Here is a 26,166-nt window from a genome sequence, read left to right as displayed (position 1 = left end):
GGCTCTACGGGTCCAGCAGTAGCGCTGTTACGCCGCGCCAGCGGTTCCCGCGGCATGCTGCCAGCATACAGCTGCCGGCGCAGCGAGACGAACCGCCGCGCTCAGTCGCGTCCATAGCCGATCAGCGGCTTGCGCGGCCGGAACAGCAGCATCAGCAGGATTCCAAGCAGTCCAAGCACCGCAAACACCGGCTGGTCCAAAAACACCTTGACGATCCACTCCCACAAGAACGGGGCCTTGGCCTCGATCCAGGCCTTGAAGGCGGCCTGGCTCGCCTGGTGGACGTCGTTCCAGAGCTGGCCGAAACGGGTGAACTGCAGGGTCTGGTCGGCCACCCAGCGCGCGCCGTCATAGACCAGGAAGATGAAGCTTCCGGCCAGCAGCAACAGCCCTACCAGACGGAAAAAACCGCGGATCATGCCTCACCTGCCCTCTCTCGCACGCCCTTGCGGGCAGCAAGGCCATAGCGGGGCCCCCGCAGAAATTCAACCTCGTCAGGGGCTTAGAACCGGGTTTTGGTCGATTCCGGCCGCCGCGGGCGCTCCGAGACCGTTGACGCTCGGCAGGCCTGCCCCTATAAGGTCGCCATTGGCGGTGGGCGCAATCCCGCCGCCGCTGTTCTTTGAGCAGCGCCGATCCGCCGAGCATCCGCTCCGGTCATGGCATTCTCAGAGAGGCGTCCGAACAACCCACCGCGTCGATGGGGCCGCGTCAAGCGGGCCGCGCGCGTACCCGCAAGAGCGGCGACTGCTCGCCGCCGAAGGATATTTGAGAGCATGGCCAACACGACCTCCGCGAAGAAAGCGACGCGCAAGATTGCCCGCCGCACCATCATCAACAAGTCGCGCCGCACCCAGATGCGCGGCGCCGTTCGCTCCGTCGAGGACGCGATCAAGAAGGGCGACCGCGAGGCTGCGCTGAAGGCGATGGCCAACGCCGAGCCGCAGCTGATGCGCGCCGCGCAGCGCAACATCATTCACAAGAACAACGCGAGCCGCAAAGTGTCGCGCCTCACGCATCAGATCGCCAAGCTCGCGAAGTAACGCGACCGCGCCACTGGCGAACTATCAAGATGCAAACAGCCCGGCTCGCGCCGGGCTTTTCTTTTTGCGCATTGCGCCGGAGCACATTCGTTCCTCGCCGCGCCTTCTATTTGATGGCGATATCGCGTCGCGAATGCGATCTGCGCGTGTTGGAGGATGCGCGACGTCATACGCGCCTGACATTGTTCCGTAGTCCTACGTGACGTTCCGTAGTTTTACGCGGTGACAATATTGTCTCACCTGAAACAGCGAAGACTCTGCGCGTCGCGCTTGCGCAGCGATGTCAAGTGAGCGCGGCGCGTCGTTCACGTCACGCACCGCGCATCGCGGGAGTTACCCGCGTCCGGCAATCGCGAAAAACATCGTCTCGAAAATGACTTAAGCGCATAGCGCGACCAAGTGATTGGAAAAGCGGGTGAGGCCGGTCGAAACATAAAAAAATTATGAAGAAATTTTGGGCAGACGATGTTGTTTGTCACATCCGAGATTCCTCGCGATGATTCAAAACGTTGCTTTCTTAACGCGCAACACCGCGTCGCAACCGCTGCGAAGACTCGTCACGCGTGCTCCGATCTTATGGATTGCGAGTCCCGACGCATCGTGTATTTCTTTAATCACTCGCGGCGCCCACGATCTTGAGACCAGCGCGGTTTTAGAAACGGGGCGGACGTGCAAATCGGCGGCGGTGTGCGCGTTGGCGACGCTTTCCAAAGCGATGGCCGGATCTGTACCCATAGCAATATGGGGAACGACCGAACTTTGTCGAAATTTCTCGGGCGCAGCATCATCGTTGCGCCGCTTTGAACAAGAGAAATACGACATCGGTCGACCCGGCCGGAGCTCGTGGCGGCTTCGCTCACCGAGTGGACAAGTTGGACGGGATGTACGGCGGTGCGGCTGAATCTTGGGGTTCGGACGCGGCGGCATTGGGATGACAACTTGCCGTGAGCAATCACGGCAGGGCGGGGAGGTTGCATGCTTTACGGACAAATTGCGGGCACACACCATAAGCTGGTTCCGGATCACGCACCCTTGGCGGTCGGCACTTTGGCGGTCGGCACTGAAGTGACCGGTACGACCAGCACAGCCATCGCCAGCACGGCCATCGGCCCTCCCGCTCGTCCGAGTATGCGCTGACCTCGCGGAGTAGTTTTCTTCACCAGCATTGATCAGCCCAACGGCGCTCGCGCCGAACGGCAAGCCATGTCTGGAGTTGAGCCTCCGCTCGAGGTCTCGCTGCGGGAGACGCGTCCTTCCACGGGACGCCTGCCCGGCGATCACACGACACCACCACTCAATTCGAAAAGTTGCGACTGCCATGACAAATTCGGAACAGGAACGCTGGTCTCGCGTGAAGGGTCGGCTGCGCTCGACCGTCGGCGAGGATGTCTATACGAGCTGGTTTGCGCGGATGGACCTCGAAGCCGTCCAGGACGAAAGCGTTCATCTGTCGGTGCCGACGCGTTTCCTGAAGAGCTGGATCCAGGCGCACTACGCCGAGCGCGTGTTGTCGTGCTGGCAGGCCGAGATGCCGGAGGTGCACCGTATCGATCTGTCCGTTCGCACCGCGATGCGCTGCGCGACGCCGGTCAAGGAAGCCCCCGTCGCCGTCGAAGCCCGCCGCGCCGAGCGCAGCGACGCCAAGCCGGCGACCAGCGCCGACACGCGAACGGCGTCGGCTGCGGCTTCGCTCGCCACGAGCCATGATGCGCTCGGCGGCTCGCCGCTCGATCCGCGGCTGACCTTCGCCAGCTTCGTCGTCGGCCGCGCCAACACGCTGGCCCATGCGGCGGCGCGCCAGGTCGCCGACGGTCGCCGCGGCGATCCCGTGATGTTCAACCCGCTCTACATCCATGCCGGTGTCGGGCTGGGCAAGACGCACCTGCTCCAGGCCGTCACCTGGGCCGGCAACGCCGGCGGCGAGCGCAAGGTGCTGTACCTCACCGCCGAGAAGTTCATGTACGGCTTCGTCGCGGCGCTGAAATCGCAGACCGCGCTGGCGTTCAAGGAAGCACTGCGCGGCATCGACGTGCTGGTGATCGACGACCTGCAGTTCCTGCAGGGCAAATCCACCCAGGCGGAGTTCTGCCATACGCTGAATGCGCTGATCGACGCGGGGCGCCAGGTGGTGATCGCAGCCGACCGGCCGCCGTCCGACCTCGAAAGCCTCGATGATCGCGTCCGCTCGCGGCTTGCCGGCGGCCTCGTCGTCGAGATGGCAACTTTGGGCGAGGATCTCCGCCTCGGCATTCTCAAGTCGCGCGTCGCGGCGGCCCGCGCCCATCATGCGAGCTTCGACGTGCCGGAGCCGGTGCTCGACTATCTCGCCCGCTCCATCACCCATAACGGCCGTGATCTCGAAGGCGCGATCAACCGCCTGCTGGCGCATTCCAAGCTCAACAATCAGCCGGTCACGCTCGACATGGCCGAGCGCGAGGTGCGCGACCTGGTCCGCCCGCAGGAGCCGAAGCGGATCAAGATCGAGGACATCCAGCGCGTCGTGGCGCGGCAGTACAACGTCAGCCGCTCCGACCTGTTGTCGTCGCGCCGCACCGCCAACGTGGTGCGCCCGCGCCAGGTCGCGATGTATCTCGCCAAGACGCTGACCCTGCGCTCGCTGCCCGAGATCGGCCGCCGCTTCGGCGGGCGCGACCACACCACCGTGCTGCACGCCGTGCGCAAGATCGAGGCGCTGGTCGGCAAGGACGTCACGCTGAACGACGAAGTCGAGTCGCTGAAGCGCCAGCTGCAGGATTAGAGGGCACGCACGGCCAGGGGAGCGGACAGAAGGTTCGCCCCCAGCCGGGCCATTGTCCCGGCGGCTCGACGCTGCCCTCGGGCGTCATGCTCGGCCCCTGCCTCCGGGTCCCGGAAGAGCCTGCCGAAACATGGGAAATCGGCTCCGCATCCCTTGCGCTTGAGCCTCATCCGCGCCACTTTACGCCTCCCCCTCACGCTCCTGGACGCTGGCCAAGCGCCGTTCGGGCGCGAGGTGCCATCGGCCGCGGCGCTGCTCTAGCCCGCCGGCATTCCAGGACGAGATCAGTTGGGAACGGGCGGGTAAGTGCAATGAAGGTGACCGTCGAACGCGCGCAGCTCCTGAAGTCGCTGGGCCACGTCCATCGTGTGGTCGAGCGGCGCAACACCATCCCGATCCTGGGTAACGTGCTGGTCCGCGCCGAGAACGCCCGGCTGTCGCTGCGCGCAACTGACCTCGATCTCGAAGTGACGGAAACCCTGGCCGCCGAGACCGCCACCGCGGGCTCGACCACAGTTCCGGCGCACATGTTCTACGACATCGTCCGCAAGCTGCCGGACGGCTCGCAGATCGTGCTGGAGAGCGACGGCGAGCGCGCGGTGCTCGCGATCCGCGCCGGCCGCTCCAAGTTCACCCTGCAGACGCTGCCGGAGAGCGATTTCCCGGATCTCGCCGCGGGCGAAATGACGCACGCCTTCGGAGTTCCGGCCAAGGACATCAAGAGCCTGATCGACCGCACGCAGTTCGCGATCTCGACCGAGGAGACGCGCTACTACCTCAACGGCATCTATCTGCATGCCGGCGGCACCGCCAAGCAGCCGACGCTGCGCGCCGTCGCCACCGACGGCCACCGCCTCGCCCAGGTCGACCTGCCGCAGCCGGCCGGCGCCGCCGAGATGCCGGGCGTGATCGTGCCGCGCAAGACCGTCGGCGAGGTGCAGCGGCTGATCGAGGACAATGACAGCGAGATCAGGATCGAGCTGTCGCAGGGCAAGATCCGCTTCACGCTCGGCCAAGTGGTGCTGACCTCGAAGCTGATCGACGGCACCTTCCCGGATTACGGCCGCGTCATTCCGCAGAACAACGACAAGGAGCTGGTCGTCGACAAGGCCGATTTCGCCGCCGCCGTCGACCGCGTCTCCACCATCTCCTCCGAGCGCGGCCGCGCCGTGAAGCTGGCGCTGGCGCCCGGCAAGCTGGTGCTGTCGGTGACCAATCCGGATTCCGGCAGCGCGACCGAAGAGCTCGAGGTCGAGTACGCCGCGGATGCCCTCGATATCGGCTTCAACTCGCGCTATCTGCTCGACATCGCCGCCCAGATCGAGGGCGAGGTCGCCGTGCTCCGGCTTGCCGATCCCGGCTCGCCGACCCTGATCCAAGACCGCGACAACAGGAATGCGTTGTACGTGCTGATGCCGATGCGGGTGTGAGGCGCGCTGCACGCAACGCTTGGGACGAGCCACACGACGAAAATCCCCTCTCCCCTTGCGGGAGAGGGTGCCGAGCGAAGCGAGGCGGGTGAGGGGTATGCCTCCACGATCACCGAGCCATCGGACGACATCCACACGCATCCGCGGCTTCGCCAAGACGATGCGACGTCAGCCGACCGAATCCGAAGCGGCCATGTGGCGACTGCTACGTGATCGCAGGTTTGAGAAATACAAATTCCGTCGTCAGGCGCCCGTAGAGCAATTCATCCTCGATTTCGTTTGCTTCGAAAAGCGCCTGATCATCGAGATCGATGGCAGCCAGCATGCTGACAACGAGAAAGACACCGAGCGAGACGCGATCTTGAAAGCTGCAGGATTTCGCATCGTTCGCTATTGGAACAACGACGTGCTGTACAATTCGACCGCCGTTCAAGAGGACATCCTCACGAAGCTGAGCGAGCCGTGAGATACCCCTCACCCGCCGCCTTCGGCGGCACCCTCTCCCGCAAGGGGAGAGGGGATTTCGAATGTGTGGCCTAGATTTCCCATGACCCCCTCCCGCATCCACCGTCTCGCGCTGACGCATTTTCGCAGCTATCGCGCTGCCAGCGTCAGCGTGCAGGCGGACATGGTTGCGCTGGTCGGCGCCAATGGCGCCGGCAAGACCAATTGCCTGGAGGCGATCTCGTTCTTCGCGCCGGGACGCGGCCTGCGCCGCGCGACACTCGAGGATGTCGCCGACAACCAGGGCGACGGCTCCTGGGCGGTCTCGGCGGAGGTCGAGGGGGCGCTGGGGCTGACGACCTTCGGCACCGGCATCGAGCCGCCGCGCAGCGACGCCAGCACCACCAGGCGCTGCCGCATCGACCGCGAGCCGGTGGGCTCGGCAGCCGCCTTCGGCGACCACATCCGCATGGTGTGGCTGACGCCTGCGATGGACGGCCTGTTCATGGGCGCGGCCTCGGAGCGGCGGCGCTTCTTCGACCGCCTGGTGCTCGCGATCGACAGCGAGCATTCGAGCCGCGTGTCGGCGCTGGAGCGCAGCTTGCGCTCGCGCAACCGGCTGCTCGAGGTGCGCAATTTCGACGACCACTGGTGTGGCGCGATCGAGCGCGAGACTGCGGAGCTCGCGGTCGCCGTCGCCGCGAGCCGCGGCCAGACCGCGGTGAAGCTCGCTGCGATGCTGCGCCAGCGCGGACAAGCCTCGGCGTTCCCATCCGCCGAGATCGCGCTCGACGGCTGGATGGAGAATGCGCTGCTGAGCGAGCCGGCGCTTGCCGTCGAGGACCGCTACCGCGCGATGCTGCGCGACAATCGCGCGCGCGATGCCGCGGCGGGCCGCACGCTCGACGGGCCGCATCTCACTGATCTCCATGTCGTCTACGCGCCGAAGAACATGCCGGCGCGCGACGCGTCGACCGGCGAGCAGAAAGCGCTGCTGATCGGCCTCATCCTCGCGCATGCGACGCTGGTCGCCGAGACCACCGGCATCGTGCCGATGCTGCTGCTCGACGAGATCGTCGCCCATCTCGATCCCGGCCGCCGCACCGCTTTGTTCGCCGAGCTCGGCACGCTCGGTGCCCAGGTATGGCTGACCGGCGCCGATCCCGCGGCGTTTGCCGAACTACGCGAGCTCGGCGAGATCTTCGACGTCGAGGCCGGACGGATCAGCGCGCGGCGGTAACGCCTTCGGCCGTTGGTCGGGATCCCCCCGGGGTCATACCGGACTCGTGCCCTGAATCGCACGCGAAAGCGCCCCGCCGCACGCCTCAAAACCAGCCGCGGGAATGGCCTGAATCCGGCTTTCGGAGGGGACGAAAACGACCCTCGCCAGGCCTTGAAAAACCGTTAAAAAACGCTATCTCTTCAATGTCTTACGAAGGGCCACTTTGCGCTAGGCGCGTGGCTTCTTTCGTGAGAGAAAGAGCGCTCTCGGCATGCGGTTTGCGATGCCGATTCGACCACCCTTCCGAAGGCCCCACATGACCGAACCCGCCCGGCAAACCATCGCCGACACCGAGCCTGCAACCGCGAACGAGTACGGCGCAGAATCGATCCGGGTGTTGAAGGGCCTGGACGCGGTGCGCAAGCGCCCGGGCATGTATATCGGCGACACCGATGACGGTTCCGGCCTGCACCACATGGTCTACGAGGTCGTCGACAACGCGATCGACGAGGCGCTGGCCGGCCACGCCACCGCGGTGGAGGTGATCCTCAATCCGGACAATTCGGTCACCGTGCGCGACGACGGCCGCGGCATTCCCGTCGACATCCACAAGGGCGAAGGCGTGTCGGCGGCCGAGGTCATCATGACCCAGCTGCACGCCGGCGGAAAATTCGACCAGAACTCCTACAAGGTGTCCGGCGGACTGCACGGCGTCGGCGTCTCCGTCGTCAACGCGCTGTCGAGCAAGCTGCAGCTCCGCGTCTGGCGTGACGACAAGGAGCATCTCATCGAGTTCGCCCATGGCGATGCGATTGCGCCGCTGAAGGTGGTCGGCGAGGCCAAGGGCAAGCGCGGCACCGAGGTGACGTTCCTGGCCTCGACGGAGACCTTCAAGAACGTCGAATACGACTACGCGACGCTCGAGCATCGCCTGCGCGAGCTCGCCTTTCTCAATTCCGGCGTCAACATCGTGCTCTCCGACATGCGCCACGCGGTCGAGAAGCGCGAGGAGATGCATTACGACGGCGGCGTCGAGGAGTTCGTCAAATATCTCGACCGCAACAAGAAGGCGATCGTTCCGGCGCCGATCATGGTGCGCTCGGAGGTCAACGGCATCACCGTGGAAGCTGCGCTGTGGTGGAACGACAGCTATCATGAGAACGTGCTGTGCTTCACCAACAACATCCCGCAGCGTGACGGCGGCACCCATCTCGCCGGCTTCCGCGGCGCGCTGACGCGCCAGGTCAACGGCTATGCCGAGGCCAATGCGAAGAAGGAGAAGATCGCGCTGACCGGCGACGATTGTCGCGAGGGTCTCACCGCCGTTCTTTCCGTGAAGGTGCCAGATCCGAAGTTCTCGTCGCAGACCAAGGACAAGCTGGTGTCCTCGGAAGTGCGTCCCGTGGTCGAGAACGTTCTGAACGAGGCGCTCGCCGCCTGGTTCGAGGAGCATCCGGGCGAGGCCAAGACCATCGTCGGCAAGGTGATCCAGGCCGCAGCGGCACGCGAGGCCGCGCGCAAGGCGCGCGAGCTGACCCGCAAGAGCCCGCTCAGCGTCTCCTCGCTGCCCGGCAAGCTCGCCGACTGCCAGGAGAAGGATCCGGCCAAGTCCGAGCTGTTCATCGTCGAGGGTGACTCGGCCGGCGGCAGCGCCAAGCAGGGCCGCAACCGCGAATTCCAGGCGGTGCTGCCGCTGCGCGGCAAGATCCTCAATGTCGAGCGCGTGCGCCCCGACAAGATGCTGTCGAGCGAGCAGATCGGCACGCTGATCACCGCGCTCGGAACCGGCATCAGTGACGAGTTCTCGATCGACAAGCTGCGCTATCACAAGATCATCGTGATGACGGACGCCGACGTCGACGGCGCCCACATCCGCACGCTGCTGCTGACCTTCTTCTACCGGCAGATGCGCGAGATCATCGACCGCGGCCATCTCTACATCGCGCAGCCGCCGCTCTACAAAGTGATGCGCGGCAAGTCCGAGCAGTATCTGAAGGACGAGCGCGCGCTGGAGGATTATCTGATCGGCACCGGGCTCGACGACTGCGTGTTCAAGACCGCCGAGGGCGAGGAGCGCAAGGGCCGCGACCTGCTGGGGCTGGTCGAGGAAGCGCGGATCGTCCGCAACATCCTGCGCAATCTGCACAGCCGCTACGATCGCAAGGTCGTCGAGCAGGCCGCGATCGCCGGCGTGCTGCGGCCGGATATCACCCGCGACCTGGCGACCGCGGACGCCGCGGCCGAGTACATCGCGAAACGGCTCGACGTGCTGGCCGACGAGGTCGAGCGCGGCTGGATCGGTCACTTCCTCGAGGGCCAGGGCTTCACCTTCGAACGCACCGTGCGCGGCGTCAAGGACGTCGCCGTCATCGACGACGCGCTGCTCGCCTCGGCGGATGCCCGCAAGCTCGACGACTATGCGGCCCGCCTGCAGGAGGCCTATGCCAAGCCCGGCACCTTGCGCCGCGGCGACGTCCAGACGGTGATCCACGGCCCGGTCGATCTGTTCGAATCCGTCATCGATGCCGGCCGCAAGGGCGTCACCCAGCAGCGCTACAAAGGTCTGGGCGAGATGAACCCGGAACAGCTCTGGGAAACCACGCTCGACACCGAGGCCCGCACGCTGCTGCAGGTCAGGGTCAAGGAGGTCGACGAGGCCGACGACATCTTCACCAAGCTGATGGGCGACGTCGTCGAGCCGCGCCGCGAATTCATCCAGGACAACTCGCTGTCGGCGAACGTCGACGTGTAGGCCCAGATGCCGGGACGCTCCAGCCGTCCGGCCTGTCCCTCATCGGGCTGACGCTCGCCCCTGTCATCCGCCTCGCCGTGCCGCCGCGAACTGCGTGAACCAGTCCAGCGCCGCCGGGTTGCGGGTGGCATCCTTGCTCGCGACCTTGTCCGGAGCGTCGCCGAGCAGCAGTCGACGGACCGGCACCTCCATCTTCTTGCCGGTCAGGGTCATCGGGATTTCCGGCACGCCGATGATGACGTCGGGGACATGCCGCGGGCTGCGCTCGTGGCGCAGCCGCCGGCGGATCTCGTCCTGCAACCCGTCCGTCAGCTCGATGCCCTGGGCGAGTTGCACGAACAGCGGCATGTAGAAGCCGCCGTCCGGCTGCTCGATGCAGATGACGAGACTATCGACGATACCGGGAATCCCCTCCATCGTCCGGTAGATTTCCGCCGAGCCGATCCGCACGCCATGACGGTTCAGCGTGGCGTCGGAACGGCCCAAGACGTGGCAGCCGCCGCGCGCGTTGAAGCGGACACGATCGCCATGGCGCCAGACCCCCGGATAGACGCCGAAATAGCTGTCCGTATACCGGACGAAATCGGCATCGCCCCAGAAGCAGAGCGGCATCGAAGGCATCGGCGCGCGCACGACGAGTTCGCCGGCCTCGTCGATGATCTCGCGCCCCGCATCGTCGAACGCGACCGCGGCCACGCCGAGCGCCGGAGCCTGGATCTCGCCAGCATGCGTCGGCAGCAGCGGCGAGCCGGCCAGCAGACCGGAACAGAACTCCGTTCCGCCGGATTGCGAGGAGGCCCAGACCTCGGGCTTGACCGCCTCGTGCACCCAGCGAAACACCTCCGGTGTCGATGGCGATCCGACCAGCATCACCGACTGCAGCCGCTCCAGATTGAACTCGCGGCCCGGAACGACGCCCTGCTGCCGCACCAGCTGGATGTAGCTCGGGCTGATGCCGAGCACGGTCACGCCGGCGGCTTCCACGAGCCGCCACACCAGCCGCGCGTCCGGATGGCTCGGATGGCCGTCATAGAGCACCGAGGTGCCGTTCATCAGCGGCCCCCACATCAGCGTGTTCCAGACCATCCAGCCTGTCGTCGAGTAGAAGAACAGCGTGCCGTCCGCCTCGATCTCGAAATGAAACGCCGCCGACTTGTAGTGCTCGAGCACGATGCCGTGGTGATTGTGCACGATCGGCTTCGGCAGGCCGGTCGTTCCCGAGGTGAACAGCACCCAGAGCGGATGATCCGATGCGACGCGTGCGAACTGAAATGCGTCGCGCGCGATCGCCGGACCGTCGAGCAGGTCGGGCCACGCCCGAATGCCGCCACGAAACTCCGGCGCCTTGCGCGCGGCCGGATGATAGTCGAGCATGACCAGCATCTCGGCGCTCGGCAGCGCCGCGAGGATCGTCTCGAGATCGCCGATGCGGTCGAAATCCTTCGCTCCGTAACGATAGCCGTTGACCGCGAAGACGAGCTTCGGCGCGATCTGCGAAAAGCGGTCGATCACCGTCTGCGCGCCGAATTCCGGTGCCGCCGAGGACCACACCGCGCCGATCGCCGTGGTCGCGAGCATCGCGATGACGGCTTCGGGAATGTTCGGCATGTAGGCGACGACCCGGTCGCCCTTGCCGATTCCCATCTCGCGCAGCGACGTGGCGAGCCGCCGCACGCGGCGTGCGATTTCGCCCCAGCTCGCGGCCGCCAGCGGACGCAGCTCCGAGCCGTGATGCAGCATCGCTCGATCGGGACTGCCGCTCAACTCGTGGCGCAGCACGTGCTCGGCGAAGTTCAGCCGCGTCCCCGTGAACCAGCGCGTCCGCGGCATCGGATCGCGCGAGACGACCTCGCCGATCTCGCCGTCGGCCATGACCTCGAAATAATCCCAGATCGAACGCCAGAACCCGGCGACGTCGTCGACCGACCACTGCCAGAGATCGTGATAGCCGGAGAAGCTGTGGCCGCGCGAAGCGAGCCAGTCGAGATATCGGCGGATGTTGGCGCGCGCCTGTCGCTGCGCCGAGCAGGTCCAGACGTCAGCTTGATCATCGGCCATTCCAGCGTTTCTCCATCCCTGCCGCAGCCGCGGCAGCCAACGACCATCGGCCGCGCTACACCGGCCGTCAAGAACACGGCGCGCTCCCCGGCCGCTGCCCCGCCGCCGTGGCAAAGTGGCCCGCCGCGATTTTCCGGCATTGATTCCGTTTTGGAATTGGCGTTAGGAGTCGGTCTCATGAGGACCCCGGCGGCCCGTGAACCAGGTTCGCGGTCGCCGGATTGCGGAACAGGTTGATCCCGCTGGACACCCTGTGCCCGAACGCCGTCGCGAAGCCGGCAAGGGCAACGGCCACACGCTTCGACAACGGATCATCACCGCATGGCGCCCATTCAATACATCGTCGAGGGCGGTCACCGGCTCAAAGGCGCGATCGAGCCGTCCGGCAACAAGAACGCCGCGCTGCCGATCATCGCCGCCGCGCTGCTGACCGAGCATCCGGTCACGCTCGACAACGTGCCGCGCATCCGCGACACCGAGACCCTGGTCGAGCTGATCCGCTCGGTCGGTGCCTCCGCCGAATGGCGCGGCCGCAACCGGCTCGCGATCCATGCCAAGGACATCCGCGCCGCCGATCTCGATCCGGATCTGTGCATTCGCATCCGCGCCTCGATCCTGCTGGCAGGACCCCTGCTCGCCCGCTGCGGCGAAGTGGCGCTGCCGCCGCCTGGCGGCGACGTCATCGGCCGGCGCCGGCTCGACACCCATTTCCTGGCCTTCGAGCAGCTCGGCGCCACGGTCACCGCGACCGACAAGATCGAGCTGCGCGCCTCCGGCCTGAAAGGCGCCGACGTGTTCCTCGACGAGCCCAGCGTCACCGCCACCGAGAACGCGCTGGTCGCCGCCGTCGCTGCGCACGGCACGACCTATCTGCGCAACGCGGCCTCGGAGCCGCATGTCCAGGACCTCGCGCATTTCCTGGTGGCGCTCGGCGCCAACATCGAGGGCATCGGCACCAACACGATGGTGATCCATGGCGCCAGCACGCTCGGTCAGGCGTCCTACGCGATCCAGCCCGATCACATCGAGGTCGGCTCGCTGATCGGGCTCGCCGCGGTGACGCGCTCTCCCTTGCGCATCGTGCGCGCCGGTACCGAGCATCTGCGCTCCATCCGCATGGGCTTCGAGCGGCTCGGCATCGTCTGCGAGGTCGCCGGCGACGATCTCATCGTGCCCTCGGAGCAGACGCTCAGGATCAAGGACGATTTCGGCGGCCACGTGCCGAAGCTGGAGGACCAGCCCTGGCCGGCCTTCCCGGCCGACCTGATGTCGATCGCGCTCGTCACCGCCACGCAATGCGAGGGCGTGATCCTGATGTTCGAGAAGATGTTCGAGTCGCGGATGTTCTTCGTCGACAAGCTGATCTCGATGGGCGCGCGCATCGTGCTGTGCGACCCGCACCGCGCCATCGTCGCCGGCCCCAGCCGCCTGCGCGGCGCCCGCGTCGTCTCCCCCGACATCCGCGCCGGCATGGCCATGCTGCTCGCCGCACTCTGTGCCGAGGGCACCTCGTATATCGACAACGCCGACCAGATCGAGCGCGGCTACGAGCGCATCGACGAGCGGCTGAATGCGCTGGGCGCCAAGATCACGCGCGTGCCGGAGCGGGGACGGTAGGCATTATCCGACCCGGCTGTCTGCTCGCAGCAGCCAGACCGCGACGTTGAACTCATCGCAGCGCTTGAGATCGGAAGATCAGCGCGATGCCAGCGAATGCGCCCTCTCCCCTTGTGGGAGAGGGCATCCCCGGCCTATCCGTTAACTCACTCGGGTGAGGGGTCTCTATCCACGGCAGACGCTTGTGGAGAGAGACCCCTCACCCGACCGAACCTGCCGAACCGGCATACATGCCCTCTTCCACAAGGGGAGACGGCGCACTCACGAACAACGCGGCTCCGCTCGATCTGATCGTAGAGCCGACAAGAGCGCCACGTACGCCATCGTCGTCATCAACAGCCGATGATGAAGCATTGTCTCATCAGATGTGTGATGCCGACGAGCGCCATTCCCTGTAGTGTTCGGACGTCGTCCACCGTCCGGTCAGCCCTGGCCTCTCGTCGATGCCGTTCACGCACGAATCAATCCGCGCTCTTTTGACACGCCCTGATGCCGCAGCGCTGGCCTTGTTGCGCGACGCGTCGGCCTCGGCCGACGAGTTCATTCGTCGAACCGCTGTTGAAATCATAGGCCGGCATGCGAGCGGCCGGAACCTAAACGACGTGATCTTGCGTGCCCTGGCCGATCAATCCGACTATGTCGTACGCGCAGGCTGCAAGGTCATCGAAGATTGGAGATGGGACGCTGCTCACGATGCTATCTCGAATCTGATCAAGAGCCCGTCTGTATCCACGCGACAGGTCTCCATCCGCACACTGGGCGCGATTTGGCAGCAGACGGATTTTCAGCCGGTCTTTCAGATCTACAAGACGGACGCGGAGACCGCGGTCCGGCGCGAGGCCGCGTGGACCCTCCGAAACAACGTCTCCAGCGCGGATTGGCGGCTCTTGTTCGATGCCTTCCGCACTGACGCGTTACCTCGACATCGTGGATGGGCGTGTGACATCGCCAGCGCGTTCGGACATTCGGACGTCGTTCCCTTCCTGAACCCGCTCTGCACCGATCGCGATGGCCACGTGCGAAAGGCGGCTGCGAAGGCCATGGGTGCTTTACAGGCGCATACACTCCCCGTGGTCGAGACGGTCGACGTCGACGTTTAGGCGCTCCATGGACGACATCTCCCATCTTCTCCCACGCAGCAAGAACGACATCGATGGTGCACGGGCCGTCGTGCAAGCTGGCTATCCTGCAGTCGCCCCGATACTCGGCGAACTGACGGTTTGGCTGAAGGATTACAACTGGCCCATTGCTCACATCATCGCGCCATTCCTGTCGTCGATCGGTACCCCGATGGTGCCGCACATCTGGCATGTCTTGAAATCCGACGATCATGTCTGGAAGTATTGGATCATCCAGTTGCTGCTTCCCGGCCTTCCGCACGACACCGCGCTCGAATTTCGTCCGGAGCTCGAGCGCCTCTGCTACACTCCAAGCGATGCCGAGCGTCGCGAGGAGCTCGATCAGCAGGCACGCCGAGTCCGCGCTTACTTCGGTTGGACTTGATGTGGAAAGCAGGCGCAGACGCGTCACCCGCCATATACGAACGACCAACCTCGAGGCTCACTGCACATGGCCATCAGCGAGATCACTCCCAACGTCGACCGTACCAGATGGCTCGCCGGCGCGGAGTTCGCCGACGCCTTTCGCATCACGATTGACGAGCCAGACATCGATGCCCGCACGGCGGCCGAACGCATGCTCGGTCACGCGCCCTGGTGGATGGCGGCGCTCCTGAAGCTCCGCAACCTGCTGGTCAGGCCCTTCGGTCTGAAGACCTCGGGCGCGGACCCAAGCAACCCACGTCCTCTGATCGGGATTTTTCCGGTCGTCGACGAAACGCCGGCCCGGCTCGTGCTCGGCTTCGACGACAAGCATCTGGACTTTCGCGTCCTGGTCGACGTGGCCTCTCAGCACGCGACCTCGCAAGTGACAGCGACCACCTTGGTCGAGACCCACAATGCTCTCGGCCGCATCTATCTCGCCATGATCAAGCCGTTTCACCGGCTCGTCGTGAAGGCGATGCTCCGGCAGGTCGCAGCAGCCGCATGATGACACGCGAGTCTTCGGCTCGCTGTCGCACCGGCGCTCCGTGCCCAAGCCGCCGATATCGTGGCTGCCGTTTTTCCGAATTTTTTGCTTGCTATTATTCCAAGAATCAGAAACAATGTAGCCATCCCGTCCTCATGAGAGGGGCGCTTCGCGGTCGTCACGGACGTTGAGGGCGGGGATGCGGTGGGCGCGGCGGCTCACAGCGTGCACTCGGTTTACCGAGGCTGGCGCGTGGACGAATGAGCTGCCGCGTACGGCGAAAGCGTATGGTCCTGGCCTCCCGACGCTGAGGTCAAGCCGGCGGGCGATCCGCTGACGACGGGGGCAAGAAAGCCCGGTCCCCGGGGAGAGTACGTATAAGTCGTTCCAACCATCGCGCGGGGAATGCCGGGATGTCTCGGCTGAACCTGTGGTTCCTGCCGCCTGCATTTTTTTACGCAGGCGGGCCATGGGTGCGGCCAGCGCCCGGCATTCCCCGCGCCCTCTCGCTTCCGAGGGCCATCGATCAAGCAGAGCTCGGACGCGTCAGCGCCGCGAGATCGGTCCGTCATGCACGCGATCACGTCAATGCGAGTGACGATACGCCTCGCGCCGCCGTTGGCAATTGGCCGGATGGAGCTGCGCCTCCGTGCCGCACGCGGCTGCGACCGGACATGCCGCCGTGATGTGCACGACGCCGCAGGGCCTGCTATAGCCCCGACCATGACCTCCACAGCCGGAACCGACTACGCTCCGCCGCCGGCGGCGCCGACACCTCCTCTCGCCCTCGAACTCTGGGAGACGGTCCGCCTGGCCGCGCCGATGGCGCTGACGCAACTATCGCAGATCGCGATGATGTCGACCGACCTCGCCTTCATCGGCCGTCTCGGCGGCGATGCCGTCGCGGCGGCCGCATTGGCGGGCACGGTGTATTTCGTCGGCTCGACCTTCGGCATGGGCCTGATGTCGGCGGTGGCGCCGCTCGCCGCCCAGGCGTTCGGCGCCGCGGATGCGGCACTGGTGCGGCGCGCGCTCCGTGTTGGACTATGGGCCGGCCTGTTCATCGCGCTGCCGATCATGATGATCGCGCTGAACGGCGAGGCCATCCTGCTCACGCTCGGACAGGCACCGGGCGTGGCGCAGCGCGCGCAGGACTATCTCGCCGGTCTTACCTGGGGGATCGCGCCGATGCTGTGGTTCCTGGCGCTGCGCAGCTTCATGGGCGCCGTCAACCGCCCCGAGCCGGTGCTCTGGATCACACTGGCCGCGATCCCGCTCAACGCGCTGCTCGTCTATCCGCTGCTCTACGGCCACTGGGGTTTTCCGCGGCTGGGCCTGACCGGCGTCGGCCTCGCCACCTCGACCGTCAACCTGGGAACGTTCCTCGCCGGGCTGTGGTTCGCAGCGTTCCGCCCGCCATTCCGCGACTACCACGTCCTCGCGCGACTGGGCCGTATCGACTGGCGACTGATGCGACAGCTCCTCATCATCGGCGCGCCGATCTCGCTGTCGTTCCTGCTCGAATACGGCCTGTTCTCCGCGGCCGCGATCCTGATGGGACTGATCAGCACGGCCGCGCTCGCCGCGCACCAGATCGCGCTGCAGATCACCGCGATCCTGTTCATGGTGCCGTTCGGGATCAGCATGGCCGCGACCGTGCGCGTCGGCCACGCCGCCGGGCGCGATGATGCGACCGGCGTTCGCCGCGCCGGCTTGATGGCGATGTTGCTCGGCCTTTCACTCGCAGTGCTGTTCACGCTCGGCATCGTCATTGCGCGCCATGACATCGTGCAGCTGTTCCTCGGCTCCGGGATCTCCGATGCCGAAACGACAGCGGCGCTGGCCGCCACGCTGCTGCTCGTCGGCACGACGTTCTTCATCACGGACGCATTGCAGAGCATCGCGGTCGGCGCGCTGCGCGGCATCAAGGATACGCGGGTGCCGCTGCTGCTCGCCGTGCTCGGCTATTGGCTGATCGGCTTCCCCGCCTCTTATCTGCTTGGCCTCCACACCGCGCTCGGCGCGGTCGGAATCTGGATCGGCCTGTCGATCGGCACCACGATCTACGCCGCGCTGCTGGTGGCGCGCTTCCTGCGGCTCACCCGATGAAGAGTTCAGGCGCCGGCCGTATCGGACGACTCCCCGGGCTCCGGCCGATGCACCTTGCCGGCCGACGCTCCGGACCATTCGGCGACGACGCGCTCGAGGTCGATCAAGTTCTGCCGCATCTGGTCGAGCGAAAAGCCCAGAGCGAAGAAGCGCTCGGCGGCATCGCCGGGCAGCCCGCGCGTCAGCCCGTCGCTGCGGACGGCGGCGACCTGCTCGGCATAGGCTTTGACCGCAACATGGATCGGCCAGATCGGCGGTGGGCCGGAGCCGTTGCGGATGGCCGCGGCACAGCCGCGCAGATAGCTCGCGATCGCATCGCTGACGCGCGCCACCGGCGCCGACAAACGTGCCTGCAGCTCCGAGGGCAGCGGCACCACGCTGGCGCGGCCGATCATCACGACGTCATGGCGGAGGCGCAGGATCGTCCGCAGCAGCGGACCGGTGTCGGCGCCAGAGGACAGCCGCGCCGAGCGTTCGCGCTCGGCCTCCGCCCCGGTCGCGTTCAACTCGGTGAGCGCGGTGCCGATACCGTCCTGGATCCGATGCAGCGCGTCGTTGTCGCGGCCCCGCGACAGGCCGGCCAGAAGCTCGGTCATTGCTGCGGCGATCAGTTCGAGCAGGCGGCCTGCCGCGCTGCGCATCTGGACATGCGCCCGCGACGGCAGCACGATGAACGACACGGCGAGGCCGGTGAACGCGCCGACCGCAACCTCGAACACGCGGTCGATCGCCGATCCCAGCGGATCGAGATGGCCCATCGTGGGCACCAGGAGCACGATGACCGCGGTCACGGTGGCCGCGTTGAGGCTGGGATTGATCGCGGCGACGAAGGCGAGCGGGGTCACCGCCAGGATCAGCATGCCGAGCAGTTGCAATTCGCCGGAATGCGGAATGAACACGGTGATGGCGCCGCCATAGATCGCACCGCCGATGGTGCCGAACATGTAGTCGCGCGTCGCCTTCAGCGAACGCCCGACACTGCCTTGCGTCACGATCAGCGAGGTCAGCACCGCCCACAGCGGCAGCTTCAGGTGGAAGGCCGTGGCAACGGCAAAAGCGAGCGTCGCCGCCACCGTGCCGCGGACCGCCAGCGACATCTGCGCCTTGCGGCCGCGCAACCTGCCGAACAGCTCCTTGAACGACGCCATCAATCATCCACCTCGAACGGACCAGCGCGTCGGCATGGCAGCCTCCCACCGGGCCGGACCGGCTTGAAAGGCGGAATCAGCTTGCCTACCCTGGCTGCAACGATGTGAGGAAACACGATGGCCCAGGAAACCGCAACGCTCGCCGCCTACGTCGCCGCGCTGAAATACGACGATATCCCGCCCGAGGTGCTCGACCGCGCCAAGGTGCTGACGCTGGATTTTCTCGGCAGCGCCATCCGCGCCCGGCGCGAGGCGGAGTCGACGCCGTCGGTGGTGAACATGCTGGCGGCGCTGAAGCTGGATGCGGCGGGCGAGGCGACCGTGTTCGGCGACGACAGAACCTGGACGCCGGCGGTGGCGGCGCTGCTCAACGGCACGATGGGCCATTCGCTCGATTTCGACGATACCCACGCCGATTCCTCGCTGCATCCGAGCGCACCCGTGGTGCCGGCCGCGTTCGCCGTCGGCGAGATGGTCGGCGCCTCCGGCCGCGAGGTGCTGACCGCTATTGTCGCCGGCTACGAGGTGTGCTGCCGGCTCGGCAATGCGCTCGATCCGACCTCGCATTATGCCCGCGGTTTCCACCCGACCGCGACCGCCGGCACCTATGGTGCGGCGGCCGCCGCCGGCAAGCTGTTCGGGCTGTCCGAGCAGCAGTTGATCTACGCCTTCGGCGTCTCCGGCAGCCAGGCCGCGGGCTCGCTGCAGTTTCTCGTCAACGGCGCCTGGAACAAGCGCTATCAGGTCGGTGCGTCCGCGATGAACGGCGTGATCGCGGCCACGCTCGCCAAGAACGACTTCGTCGGCGCGATCGAATCCGTCGAGGGCAGGCACGGCCTGCTGGTCGGCTACACTGACACGCCGCACCATGAGAAGGCCGTCGCCGGGCTCGGCTCCACCTATGAGACGATGAAGATCGGCGTGAAGCCGTATCCGAGCTGCCGCTACACCCATGCCGCGATCGACGCCATCATCGCGCTGCGCCGCGAGCACAATCTGACGCCGGACCAGGTCAAGCGCGTCGAGATCGGCCTGCATCGCAACGGCATCACCTTGACGGGCGACGCCTCGACCAAGCGGCATCCGAGCTCGATCGTCGGCGGCCAGTTCTCGATGTTCTTCACCGGCGCGCTGGCGCTCGACCAGGGCCGCTTCGGCTGGGACGACTACACGCGCCTTGGTGACGCCGCGATCAACGCGCTCGCCGACAAGTTCGACGTCGTGCAGGATGACAAATTGGAGATCGGCCGCAGCCATCCGTTCGGCGCCCGCGTGACCATCACCACCGAGGACGGCGTGCACGAGCGGCTGCACGATGATCCCTCGGGCGAGCCGACCTCGTTTCCATCGGCGCAGGCGATGAGCGACAAGTTCATCACTTTGGCACGGCCGGTGCTGAGCAGCCGCGCGCAAAGCTTTGCCGATGCGATCCTGTCGCTGGAGCGTTTCGACCGTGTGGCGCAGGCGACGGCGTTGGGGAGAACGTAGCGCATGCGTCATTCCCCTCTTGTCGCCGCGATCACGTCGCTCACGAGCTGCGCCACGCCGTCGGCCTCGGGCGGCCAGTTCACGGTGCGACCGAAGCGCGCGATGACGAGGCGCTCGGATGGGATGACGATGACGTACTGGCCGAGCGTGCCCTTGGCGAATAAGGCGTCGCGCGGCCAGCCGTGCGCGATGCGGTAGTTGGCGCCAAAACTGTCGCCGCGGTTGGTCCAGAAGCCGGCGCCGAGGCCGACATAGGCGTTCGGTGTGGGCGTGGCGACGTAGTCCGCCCAGCCGGCGGGCAGGATGCGCCGGCCGGCGACCACGCCGTCGTCGAGATAGAGCTGGCCGAGCCGCGCCCAGTCGCGCGCCGAGGCCAGCATCTGGCTCGATCCCTCCGGCGTGCCGGCGGCGTCGAACTCGATCGTGACGCTGGCCATGCCCAGCGGATCGAACAGCTCGCGATGCGCGAAGCGCAGCACATCCGCGGCGCTGCCGCCGGCGGCATCGCGGATGAGATGTGAAAGGATGACGGTGTTGCCGTCGTGATAGTTGCTGACCGCGCCCGGAGCAGTTTTGAGCGGCATGGATTCGGCATAGGCGGCGCGGTCGGGCTCGACGAACTTCATCCGGTTGACCGGCTCGAGCGCCGACAACAGCGAGGCCTGCAGCGAGCTGCCGAGCGCGAGACCGGCGGTGTGGCGCAGCAGATGATCGACGGTGATGGCATGACGCGGATCGCTTTCGCTCTGCCACGCCGCCACCGGCGCGGGCGCATGCAGCGCGAGCTTGCCCTGGTGGACGAGAATGCCGATCAGGGTCGCGGTCATCGACTTGGTCGCGGAGAAGCCGAGCAGCGGGGTGTCGAGCGTGAAGCCGGGCGCGTAGCGCTCGGCGATGACCTTGCCGTCCTTCATCACCAGGACGGCATGGGTGCGCCGGAACGGCGGCGCCTCCGGCTCGGCAAAGGCGCGGTCGAGCGCCGCGGCGAGCGCCGGTGTCGCCGGCGCCACGACGTGCGGCGGAGCGATGTCGGGCAGCAAGGCCGGCTGCGGCGGCGACAACCGGACGGTCGGCCAGTCGCGGCTCTCGCCATGGTCCACGTGGCAGCCGAGCCCGTCGCGATACACGGCGTGGCTCCGGCCGAGCCCGAGCAGCGTCACGCTGACGTCCTTGGCGGCGCGATCGACGCGGACGTCCATTGCCCAGCTCAGCAGGCCGGCGCCGGGCATCGCGGCCCGGGTCTCGGAGAGCGTGCGGTCCGGGTCGAGACCGGAGACGAAGGTCTCCGAGCACAGCACGCTGGCGATGAAGCCGGTTGCCACCTTCGGCACATCGCGGGCGCGGGCGCCGCCGACCGCCAGGGCGGTCAGCGCGGTGGTGGCAACGAGAGCAGGCAGCAGGCGGCGTCTGGTCATGAGGAGCTCCGGAAGTTCGATCCGCCGGACCAGACCGCGGCTGCGGCCCGGATGCTCGCCGATTTCGCAAATCGCACCAGCCGGGAATGGCCGGGACCTCGCCGATTCTGGAATTCCTCCGTGATTTCAAGGCCGAACAGATCACGCTGCGGCCAGCCTCATGCGCCGGTATTCGGTCGGCGTCACCCCAGTCACCGCCTTGAACGCCCGGTTGAACGGACCGAGCGACTGGAAGCCGGCGTCCATGGCGATGGTGATGACCGGGACCTCGGCCTGGGCCGGATCGGCGAGCGCGGCCTTGGCCTCCTCGATGCGGTGGGCGTTGAGGAAGGTGTTGAAGTTGCGGTAGCCGAGCTCGCCATTGATCAGCCGCCGCAGCCGGTATTCAGGAATGGAGAGCCTGGTCGCCAACATCCCGATGGTGACGTTGTCCCGCCGATAGATCCGCTCATCCGCCATCAGCCGCATCAGCGCGTCGACCAGCCTGCGGTCCGCGGCCCTGGGAGCCGTGGCTTCGGGCTCTGCGACCGGCGGTGTCTCCGGCGCGAACACATCGCCGGCACCGACCCTGAGCAGCATCAGCGCGACGGCGCCGACCACGACCAGGAACATCGCCGCATTGACCACATTGGCAAGCTCGGATGGGCCGCTGCCGGCGGACGCCATCTGCAGCAGCGCATTGACGCCACCGTAGGACAGCGCCGCGATCACGACGAAGGCCCGGATGCGCCGCCGTCCCTCGACGAGATCCGCCGACCAGGAACGGATGGTCTGCGCCAAGGTCAGGCCAAGGAAGCCGAGCGCCAGCACATTGTTGGCGACGATCACGAGCCGGCCATGTCCGGCAGGTCCGAGCACGAGACAGCCGATCAGGCTGAAGCCGAACACAGCCAGCCAGATCAGGCCGTGCAGCCCGCGCAACGCAAAGCCGTCGTCGAACAGCGCGCGGCAGAACAGCCAGAGCACGATGATGTCGGCCGTCGCGAGCGCAATCAGCGGCGCGGAAGCGAGCGATGGCGCCGCCGTCCCGCCGATGTTGAAGGTCGCCGCATGCGCGGCCGAGCCGAGCGCCAGCGCGATCGCCAGCCGGCCGCGCCATTGACCACCGAGGTCACGTCCCAACGCGACGGCGAGCACGGCGAGCAGCGCAATGGCGGCGGCGCGAAGCACGAGATCGAGGCTGTCGAGCGTCATCGTCACGGATCCGTTGTCAGCGCCGGAACTCTAGGCCGGAGTGCCGCTCCGTTCAAATCACGCCGACGCCGCGACCTCATGCCCTGCCCTCGCCGTCGCGAAGCTGCTAGGCTCGCGTGACCACATCTCAGGAGCGTCCCATGAGCTGGCAGCCTTCGAACGATCCCGAATTCGGCGATCCCACCTCGTGCGATGCGCTGGAGCACGTCATCGTGCCGCGCACCCGTGATCTCGGCGACGGCTTTGCGGTACGCCGCGCGCTGCCGCATGGCCGCCGGCAGATGGTCGGGCCGTTCATCTTCTTCGACCATTTTGGTCCGGTGCAATTCGTCTCCGGCAAGGGCATGGACGTGCGGCCGCATCCGCATATCGGCTTGGCCACCGTCACCTATCTGTTCGACGGCGCCATCATGCATCGCGACAGCGAGGGCAACGTCCAGGAGATCCAGCCCGGCGCGATGAACCTGATGACCGCCGGCCGCGGCATCGCGCATTCCGAGCGCACGCCGGATCTGCAGCGGCAGAACGGCCAGAACATGCTGGGCCTGCAGAGCTGGATCGCGCTGCCGGTGGAATCGGAAGAGATCGCGCCGAGCTTCCAGCATTACGCGGCGGGCGCGCTGCCGACGGTCAGCGACACCGGCTTCTCCGCGCGCATCATTGCCGGCCGGGCGTTTGGAAAAGCCTCTCCGGTGACGATGGTTTCGCCCTGGTTCTATGTCGAGGTGACGGCGCAGGCCGGCACGGTGGTGCCGCTCGATCCGGACCACGAGGAGCGTGCGATCTACATCGTCGACGGCGAGGTCGAGATCGCCCGCGAGCGCCACGAGGGTCCGCGGCTGCTGATCTTCCGCCCGGGCGATGCCATCAGCGTGCGTACGGTGAAGCCGACCCGGATGATGTTCCTCGGCGGCGACGCACTGGAGGGGCCGCGCCACGTCTGGTGGAATTTCGTCTCCTCCAGCAAGGAGCGCATCGAGCAGGCCAAGCAGGACTGGAAAACCGGCCGCTTCGCCGCCGTCCCGCAGGAGCACGAGTTCATTCCGCTGCCGGAATAGGCTATGGGAGGCGATGCTCCCTTTCGAAGGCCCCGAACGATGACCACGCTTCTCGCCAGCAATCTGCCGCTCCCGAAGATCGGCCGCGGCAAGGTCCGCGACATCTACGCCGTCGGCGACGACCGCTTGCTGCTGCTGACCACCGACCGCATCTCGGCCTTCGACGTCGTGATGAACGAGACCATCCCGATGAAGGGCGCGGTGCTGACGCAGATCTCGGCCTACTGGTTCAACGCGCTGGAAGGCGTCGTGCATCACCACATGATCTCGGCCGACACCGACGGGATCCTCGCCGAGGTGCCGGCGCTGCAGCCGCATCGCGAGGAGATCCTCGGGCGGGCGATGCTGTGCAAGCGCACCACCGTGTTTCCGATCGAATGCGTGATCCGCGGCTATCTCTCGGGCTCGGCCTGGAAGGAATATGCCGCCAGCGGCACGCTGGCCGGCGAGCAGCTTCCCACCGGCCTCGTCGAGAGCCAGAAGCTCGAGCCCGCGATCTTCAGCCCGGCGACCAAGGCCGAGACTGGCCATGACGAGAACATCACCATTGCGCGGATGCGCGAGGTGGTCGGCGACGACACGGCCTATACGTTGGAGAGCATGACCCGCGCGGTCTATACGCTCGGCGAGACGCTGGCGCGTGAGCAGGGCATCATCATCGCCGACACCAAGTTCGAGTTCGGCCGCGACAAGGATGGAAACATCATCCTGATCGACGAGGCCATGACGCCGGATAGTTCGCGGTTCTGGGCCGTCGACGCCTATCAGCCGGGGAAGCCGCAGCCGAGCTTCGACAAGCAGCCGCTGCGCGACTATCTCGACGCCGAGCGCAAGGCCGGCCGCTGGAACGGCGACGCTCCACCGCCGCCGCTGCCGCAGAGCGTGGTGGACGCGACGAGCCAGCGTTATCTGGAGGCGTTCCGGCGCGTGACGGGCAGCGAGCTGAAGATCTAAGGATCGCTTTTCTGCGGTCAGCGGTTGCACGACCAGCGCTCTTGTTTGGACGTGTGAGCTGAACTCATGCCGCATCGGCAGTGCTCCCCCTCACCCCGCTGGCAGGGAGGGGAGCCGCTGATCCGGATCGCATTCGAGGCAATCCGAGCTCCCCTGGAAGGGGCAGAGCCATGGTATCTGGCGATCAGAGTCGTGCGCTCATGCGTCGCCACATCGTCATGGCCGGGCTTGTCCCGGCCATCCACGTCGTTCAGCACGCTGAGCGCCACGTGGATGCCCGGGACAAGCCCGGGCATGACGGCGTAACTAACGTCCGGGATTGTTTGTCGCCACAGCCCGTACCTCATATGAAATGGCCCTATTGCAAGCGAGGCGAGCGCCGAGCATGCATGAGCCCCGCCATCCATGTTAAGACGCGCCTGATTGGCCTCGCGGCGCAATGGCCCGAGTTCTGCTGATCGATCCCGCCCTCTGGAAATGCCGAGGGCGCAGGGAAGGCCGGGAGCTGGCTGCTCCCATGGCCCGCCTGCGGAAAAAAATGCAGGCGGCAGGTACCACAGGTTCAGCCGAGACATCCCGGCCCTCCCTGCGCGATGGGTTTACGTCTGCTCCGCGCTCTCCCCGGGGACCGGCTTGTTTGCCCCCGTCGCCCTGATGACACGTCCTGTCAGGGATCGCGTCACCGCGGACTTGGCGCCAGCTTCGGGGCGCCAGGACCACACAGCTTGAACGTCCGCGAGCTGTCCATCGTCCAGCGCATCAGCACCTGACAGACCCGCGGCCACCGCTCCCCGCCTCTACGTATCGTGACGACGCGTACGCCCCTCTGCATGAGGACGGGATGCAGGGATAAGAACATGATTTCGGAAAATTAGCAAGCACAAACTGGTGCGGCAGAATAGCCCGACGGGCAGTTGCGTACGGCGCGCATTTGGCGCAGGTCGGCTGAACAATTACTTCCCGTCCGCAAAACGCCGCTCCACATGAAACGACTTGGCCGTCACCAGCCACTCGCCGCCAATCAGGTGAAAGCAGAGATAGTCGAGATAGAGAATCAGATCGATCCTGACGCGAACCTTCACGACCGCCTGCGTGGATGATGCGAAGTCGATGAGCAGAATTTCCTGCTGGCGGGGCGCGCTCTTCGACTGCGGCGAGGGGGTGGTCGTCAACAGCTGACGATACTCGGCCGCGGTCAGGACGCGCAGAGCCTCGTCACGCAGGCCGTGCAGTTGCGCGGTCGGCGCAAACACTCGGTCAAATCGTTCGACATCAGAGTCGAACATGGTGTCGAAGTATCGCTCGACGGCATCGAGCAACGTCTGGGGCACAGCGGTGTCGGTCATATCCAGGTCTCCGGAGGCTCGTGGGAAGCACGTCATCCTCGCCCCGAACCGGCGCGCATGTCCTTGCGAACTGTGCTAACGTACGGGCTCGTTACGCAATAA

General features: G+C 66.3%; 21 protein-coding genes. 14 read left to right on the top strand and 7 right to left on the bottom strand.

Annotated elements, in window-relative coordinates; genetic code table 11:
- Positions 1 to 101 precede the first annotated feature (101 nt).
- The gene (locus QX128_RS16635; protein WP_315715027.1) at positions 102 to 419 is read right to left on the bottom strand and encodes a hypothetical protein; all 318 of its coding nucleotides are present in this window, start codon (positions 417 to 419) and stop codon (positions 102 to 104) included.
- A gap of 357 nt (positions 420 to 776) precedes the next feature.
- On the opposite strand from QX128_RS16635, the gene rpsT reads away from it, so the two are divergent.
- Entirely contained in the window at positions 777 to 1,043 is a 267-nt protein-coding gene (gene rpsT, locus QX128_RS16630) for a 30S ribosomal protein S20 (protein ID WP_012047584.1), read from the top strand.
- A gap of 501 nt (positions 1,044 to 1,544) precedes the next feature.
- On the opposite strand, the gene QX128_RS16625 is transcribed toward rpsT, so the two are convergent.
- Positions 1,545 to 1,865: a hypothetical protein gene (locus QX128_RS16625; RefSeq protein ID WP_315803886.1), complete on the bottom strand. Its 321-nt coding sequence runs from the start codon at positions 1,863 to 1,865 to the stop codon at positions 1,545 to 1,547.
- 496 nt (positions 1,866 to 2,361) lie between these two features.
- Between QX128_RS16625 and dnaA the strand changes: the two genes are divergently transcribed.
- From dnaA to gyrB, 5 genes are all read left to right on the top strand, one after another.
- Positions 2,362 to 3,801, top strand: a complete 1,440-nt coding sequence (dnaA, locus tag QX128_RS16620; protein ID WP_315803887.1) for a chromosomal replication initiator protein DnaA — start codon at positions 2,362 to 2,364, stop codon at positions 3,799 to 3,801.
- Between the two features lie 311 nt (positions 3,802 to 4,112).
- Positions 4,113 to 5,231 (top strand): DNA polymerase III subunit beta, encoded by a 1,119-nt coding sequence (gene dnaN / locus QX128_RS16615; protein WP_315803888.1) that lies wholly within the window; start codon positions 4,113 to 4,115, stop codon positions 5,229 to 5,231.
- Positions 5,232 to 5,328: 97 nt separating this feature from the next.
- Positions 5,329 to 5,697: an endonuclease domain-containing protein gene (locus tag QX128_RS16610; RefSeq protein ID WP_316179097.1), complete on the top strand. Its 369-nt coding sequence runs from the start codon at positions 5,329 to 5,331 to the stop codon at positions 5,695 to 5,697.
- A gap of 81 nt (positions 5,698 to 5,778) precedes the next feature.
- The gene (recF, locus tag QX128_RS16605; RefSeq protein ID WP_316179095.1) at positions 5,779 to 6,915 is read left to right on the top strand and encodes a DNA replication/repair protein RecF; all 1,137 of its coding nucleotides are present in this window, start codon (positions 5,779 to 5,781) and stop codon (positions 6,913 to 6,915) included.
- A gap of 298 nt (positions 6,916 to 7,213) precedes the next feature.
- Positions 7,214 to 9,649 carry a DNA topoisomerase (ATP-hydrolyzing) subunit B gene (gene gyrB, locus QX128_RS16600; protein WP_316215340.1) on the top strand — a complete coding sequence of 812 codons (2,436 nt, stop codon included), beginning with the start codon at positions 7,214 to 7,216 and terminating at the stop codon, positions 9,647 to 9,649.
- Between the two features lie 63 nt (positions 9,650 to 9,712).
- On the opposite strand, the gene QX128_RS16595 is transcribed toward gyrB, so the two are convergent.
- On the bottom strand, positions 9,713 to 11,707 hold the full coding sequence (locus tag QX128_RS16595) for an acetoacetate--CoA ligase (protein ID WP_316237978.1): 1,995 nt from the start codon (positions 11,705 to 11,707) through the stop codon (positions 9,713 to 9,715).
- 321 nt (positions 11,708 to 12,028) lie between these two features.
- Between QX128_RS16595 and murA the strand changes: the two genes are divergently transcribed.
- The 5 genes from murA (at position 12,029) to QX128_RS16570 (ending at position 17,461) form a co-directional block, all read left to right on the top strand.
- Complete coding sequence (murA, locus tag QX128_RS16590) at positions 12,029 to 13,324, top strand: UDP-N-acetylglucosamine 1-carboxyvinyltransferase (protein WP_315803893.1); 1,296 nt, start codon at positions 12,029 to 12,031, stop codon at positions 13,322 to 13,324.
- A gap of 443 nt (positions 13,325 to 13,767) precedes the next feature.
- Positions 13,768 to 14,424: a HEAT repeat domain-containing protein gene (locus tag QX128_RS16585; protein ID WP_316237977.1), complete on the top strand. Its 657-nt coding sequence runs from the start codon at positions 13,768 to 13,770 to the stop codon at positions 14,422 to 14,424.
- Positions 14,425 to 14,431: 7 nt separating this feature from the next.
- Positions 14,432 to 14,827: a DUF5071 domain-containing protein gene (locus QX128_RS16580; RefSeq protein WP_316237976.1), complete on the top strand. Its 396-nt coding sequence runs from the start codon at positions 14,432 to 14,434 to the stop codon at positions 14,825 to 14,827.
- 66 nt (positions 14,828 to 14,893) lie between these two features.
- Positions 14,894 to 15,373, top strand: coding sequence for a DUF2867 domain-containing protein (locus QX128_RS16575; protein WP_316237975.1), 480 nt, complete (start codon positions 14,894 to 14,896; stop codon positions 15,371 to 15,373).
- Positions 15,374 to 16,075: 702 nt separating this feature from the next.
- Positions 16,076 to 17,461 carry an MATE family efflux transporter gene (locus QX128_RS16570; protein WP_316237974.1) on the top strand — a complete coding sequence of 462 codons (1,386 nt, stop codon included), beginning with the start codon at positions 16,076 to 16,078 and terminating at the stop codon, positions 17,459 to 17,461.
- Positions 17,462 to 17,466: 5 nt separating this feature from the next.
- Here QX128_RS16570 and QX128_RS16565 read toward each other — a convergent pair whose 3' ends face one another.
- Positions 17,467 to 18,609 (bottom strand): FUSC family protein, encoded by a 1,143-nt coding sequence (locus tag QX128_RS16565; protein WP_316237973.1) that lies wholly within the window; start codon positions 18,607 to 18,609, stop codon positions 17,467 to 17,469.
- Between the two features lie 117 nt (positions 18,610 to 18,726).
- On the opposite strand from QX128_RS16565, the gene QX128_RS16560 reads away from it, so the two are divergent.
- Positions 18,727 to 20,097: an MmgE/PrpD family protein gene (locus QX128_RS16560; RefSeq protein ID WP_316237972.1), complete on the top strand. Its 1,371-nt coding sequence runs from the start codon at positions 18,727 to 18,729 to the stop codon at positions 20,095 to 20,097.
- 8 nt (positions 20,098 to 20,105) lie between these two features.
- On the opposite strand, the gene QX128_RS16555 is transcribed toward QX128_RS16560, so the two are convergent.
- Complete coding sequence (locus QX128_RS16555) at positions 20,106 to 21,512, bottom strand: serine hydrolase (protein ID WP_316237971.1); 1,407 nt, start codon at positions 21,510 to 21,512, stop codon at positions 20,106 to 20,108.
- Positions 21,513 to 21,653: 141 nt separating this feature from the next.
- A complete protein-coding gene (locus QX128_RS16550; protein ID WP_316215346.1) occupies positions 21,654 to 22,706 on the bottom strand; it encodes a helix-turn-helix domain-containing protein in 1,053 nt (350 codons plus the stop codon).
- A gap of 140 nt (positions 22,707 to 22,846) precedes the next feature.
- Between QX128_RS16550 and QX128_RS16545 the strand changes: the two genes are divergently transcribed.
- Positions 22,847 to 23,764 carry a pirin family protein gene (locus QX128_RS16545; protein ID WP_316179076.1) on the top strand — a complete coding sequence of 306 codons (918 nt, stop codon included), beginning with the start codon at positions 22,847 to 22,849 and terminating at the stop codon, positions 23,762 to 23,764.
- A gap of 39 nt (positions 23,765 to 23,803) precedes the next feature.
- On the top strand, positions 23,804 to 24,718 hold the full coding sequence (locus tag QX128_RS16540) for a phosphoribosylaminoimidazolesuccinocarboxamide synthase (RefSeq protein ID WP_316237970.1): 915 nt from the start codon (positions 23,804 to 23,806) through the stop codon (positions 24,716 to 24,718).
- A gap of 953 nt (positions 24,719 to 25,671) precedes the next feature.
- On the opposite strand, the gene QX128_RS16535 is transcribed toward QX128_RS16540, so the two are convergent.
- A complete protein-coding gene (locus QX128_RS16535; protein WP_315803902.1) occupies positions 25,672 to 26,064 on the bottom strand; it encodes a nuclear transport factor 2 family protein in 393 nt (130 codons plus the stop codon).
- Positions 26,065 to 26,166 lie beyond the last annotated feature (102 nt).

This window comes from Bradyrhizobium sp. SZCCHNR1015, assembly GCF_032489875.1.
In the GTDB taxonomy this organism is placed as follows: domain Bacteria; phylum Pseudomonadota; class Alphaproteobacteria; order Rhizobiales; family Xanthobacteraceae; genus Bradyrhizobium.
Note: the sequence above shows the minus strand (reverse complement) of the source record. Positions and strands in the feature narration are given on the sequence as shown.

What these genes read in the sequence shown, in the direction of transcription:
- QX128_RS16635 (WP_315715027.1), bottom strand. Translation starts at nt 419, where the DNA reads ATGATCCGCGGTTTTTTCCGTCTGGTAGGGCTGTTGCTGCTGGCCGGA.
- rpsT (WP_012047584.1), top strand. Translation starts at nt 777, where the DNA reads ATGGCCAACACGACCTCCGCGAAGAAAGCGACGCGCAAGATTGCCCGC.
- QX128_RS16625 (WP_315803886.1), bottom strand. Translation starts at nt 1,865, where the DNA reads ATGTCGTATTTCTCTTGTTCAAAGCGGCGCAACGATGATGCTGCGCCC.
- dnaA (WP_315803887.1), top strand. Translation starts at nt 2,362, where the DNA reads ATGACAAATTCGGAACAGGAACGCTGGTCTCGCGTGAAGGGTCGGCTG.
- dnaN (WP_315803888.1), top strand. Translation starts at nt 4,113, where the DNA reads ATGAAGGTGACCGTCGAACGCGCGCAGCTCCTGAAGTCGCTGGGCCAC.
- QX128_RS16610 (WP_316179097.1), top strand. Translation starts at nt 5,329, where the DNA reads ATGCCTCCACGATCACCGAGCCATCGGACGACATCCACACGCATCCGC.
- recF (WP_316179095.1), top strand. Translation starts at nt 5,779, where the DNA reads ATGACCCCCTCCCGCATCCACCGTCTCGCGCTGACGCATTTTCGCAGC.
- gyrB (WP_316215340.1), top strand. Translation starts at nt 7,214, where the DNA reads ATGACCGAACCCGCCCGGCAAACCATCGCCGACACCGAGCCTGCAACC.
- QX128_RS16595 (WP_316237978.1), bottom strand. Translation starts at nt 11,707, where the DNA reads ATGGCCGATGATCAAGCTGACGTCTGGACCTGCTCGGCGCAGCGACAG.
- murA (WP_315803893.1), top strand. Translation starts at nt 12,029, where the DNA reads ATGGCGCCCATTCAATACATCGTCGAGGGCGGTCACCGGCTCAAAGGC.
- QX128_RS16585 (WP_316237977.1), top strand. Translation starts at nt 13,768, where the DNA reads ATGCCGTTCACGCACGAATCAATCCGCGCTCTTTTGACACGCCCTGAT.
- QX128_RS16580 (WP_316237976.1), top strand. Translation starts at nt 14,432, where the DNA reads ATGGACGACATCTCCCATCTTCTCCCACGCAGCAAGAACGACATCGAT.
- QX128_RS16575 (WP_316237975.1), top strand. Translation starts at nt 14,894, where the DNA reads ATGGCCATCAGCGAGATCACTCCCAACGTCGACCGTACCAGATGGCTC.
- QX128_RS16570 (WP_316237974.1), top strand. Translation starts at nt 16,076, where the DNA reads ATGACCTCCACAGCCGGAACCGACTACGCTCCGCCGCCGGCGGCGCCG.
- QX128_RS16565 (WP_316237973.1), bottom strand. Translation starts at nt 18,609, where the DNA reads ATGGCGTCGTTCAAGGAGCTGTTCGGCAGGTTGCGCGGCCGCAAGGCG.
- QX128_RS16560 (WP_316237972.1), top strand. Translation starts at nt 18,727, where the DNA reads ATGGCCCAGGAAACCGCAACGCTCGCCGCCTACGTCGCCGCGCTGAAA.
- QX128_RS16555 (WP_316237971.1), bottom strand. Translation starts at nt 21,512, where the DNA reads ATGACCAGACGCCGCCTGCTGCCTGCTCTCGTTGCCACCACCGCGCTG.
- QX128_RS16550 (WP_316215346.1), bottom strand. Translation starts at nt 22,706, where the DNA reads ATGACGCTCGACAGCCTCGATCTCGTGCTTCGCGCCGCCGCCATTGCG.
- QX128_RS16545 (WP_316179076.1), top strand. Translation starts at nt 22,847, where the DNA reads ATGAGCTGGCAGCCTTCGAACGATCCCGAATTCGGCGATCCCACCTCG.
- QX128_RS16540 (WP_316237970.1), top strand. Translation starts at nt 23,804, where the DNA reads ATGACCACGCTTCTCGCCAGCAATCTGCCGCTCCCGAAGATCGGCCGC.
- QX128_RS16535 (WP_315803902.1), bottom strand. Translation starts at nt 26,064, where the DNA reads ATGACCGACACCGCTGTGCCCCAGACGTTGCTCGATGCCGTCGAGCGA.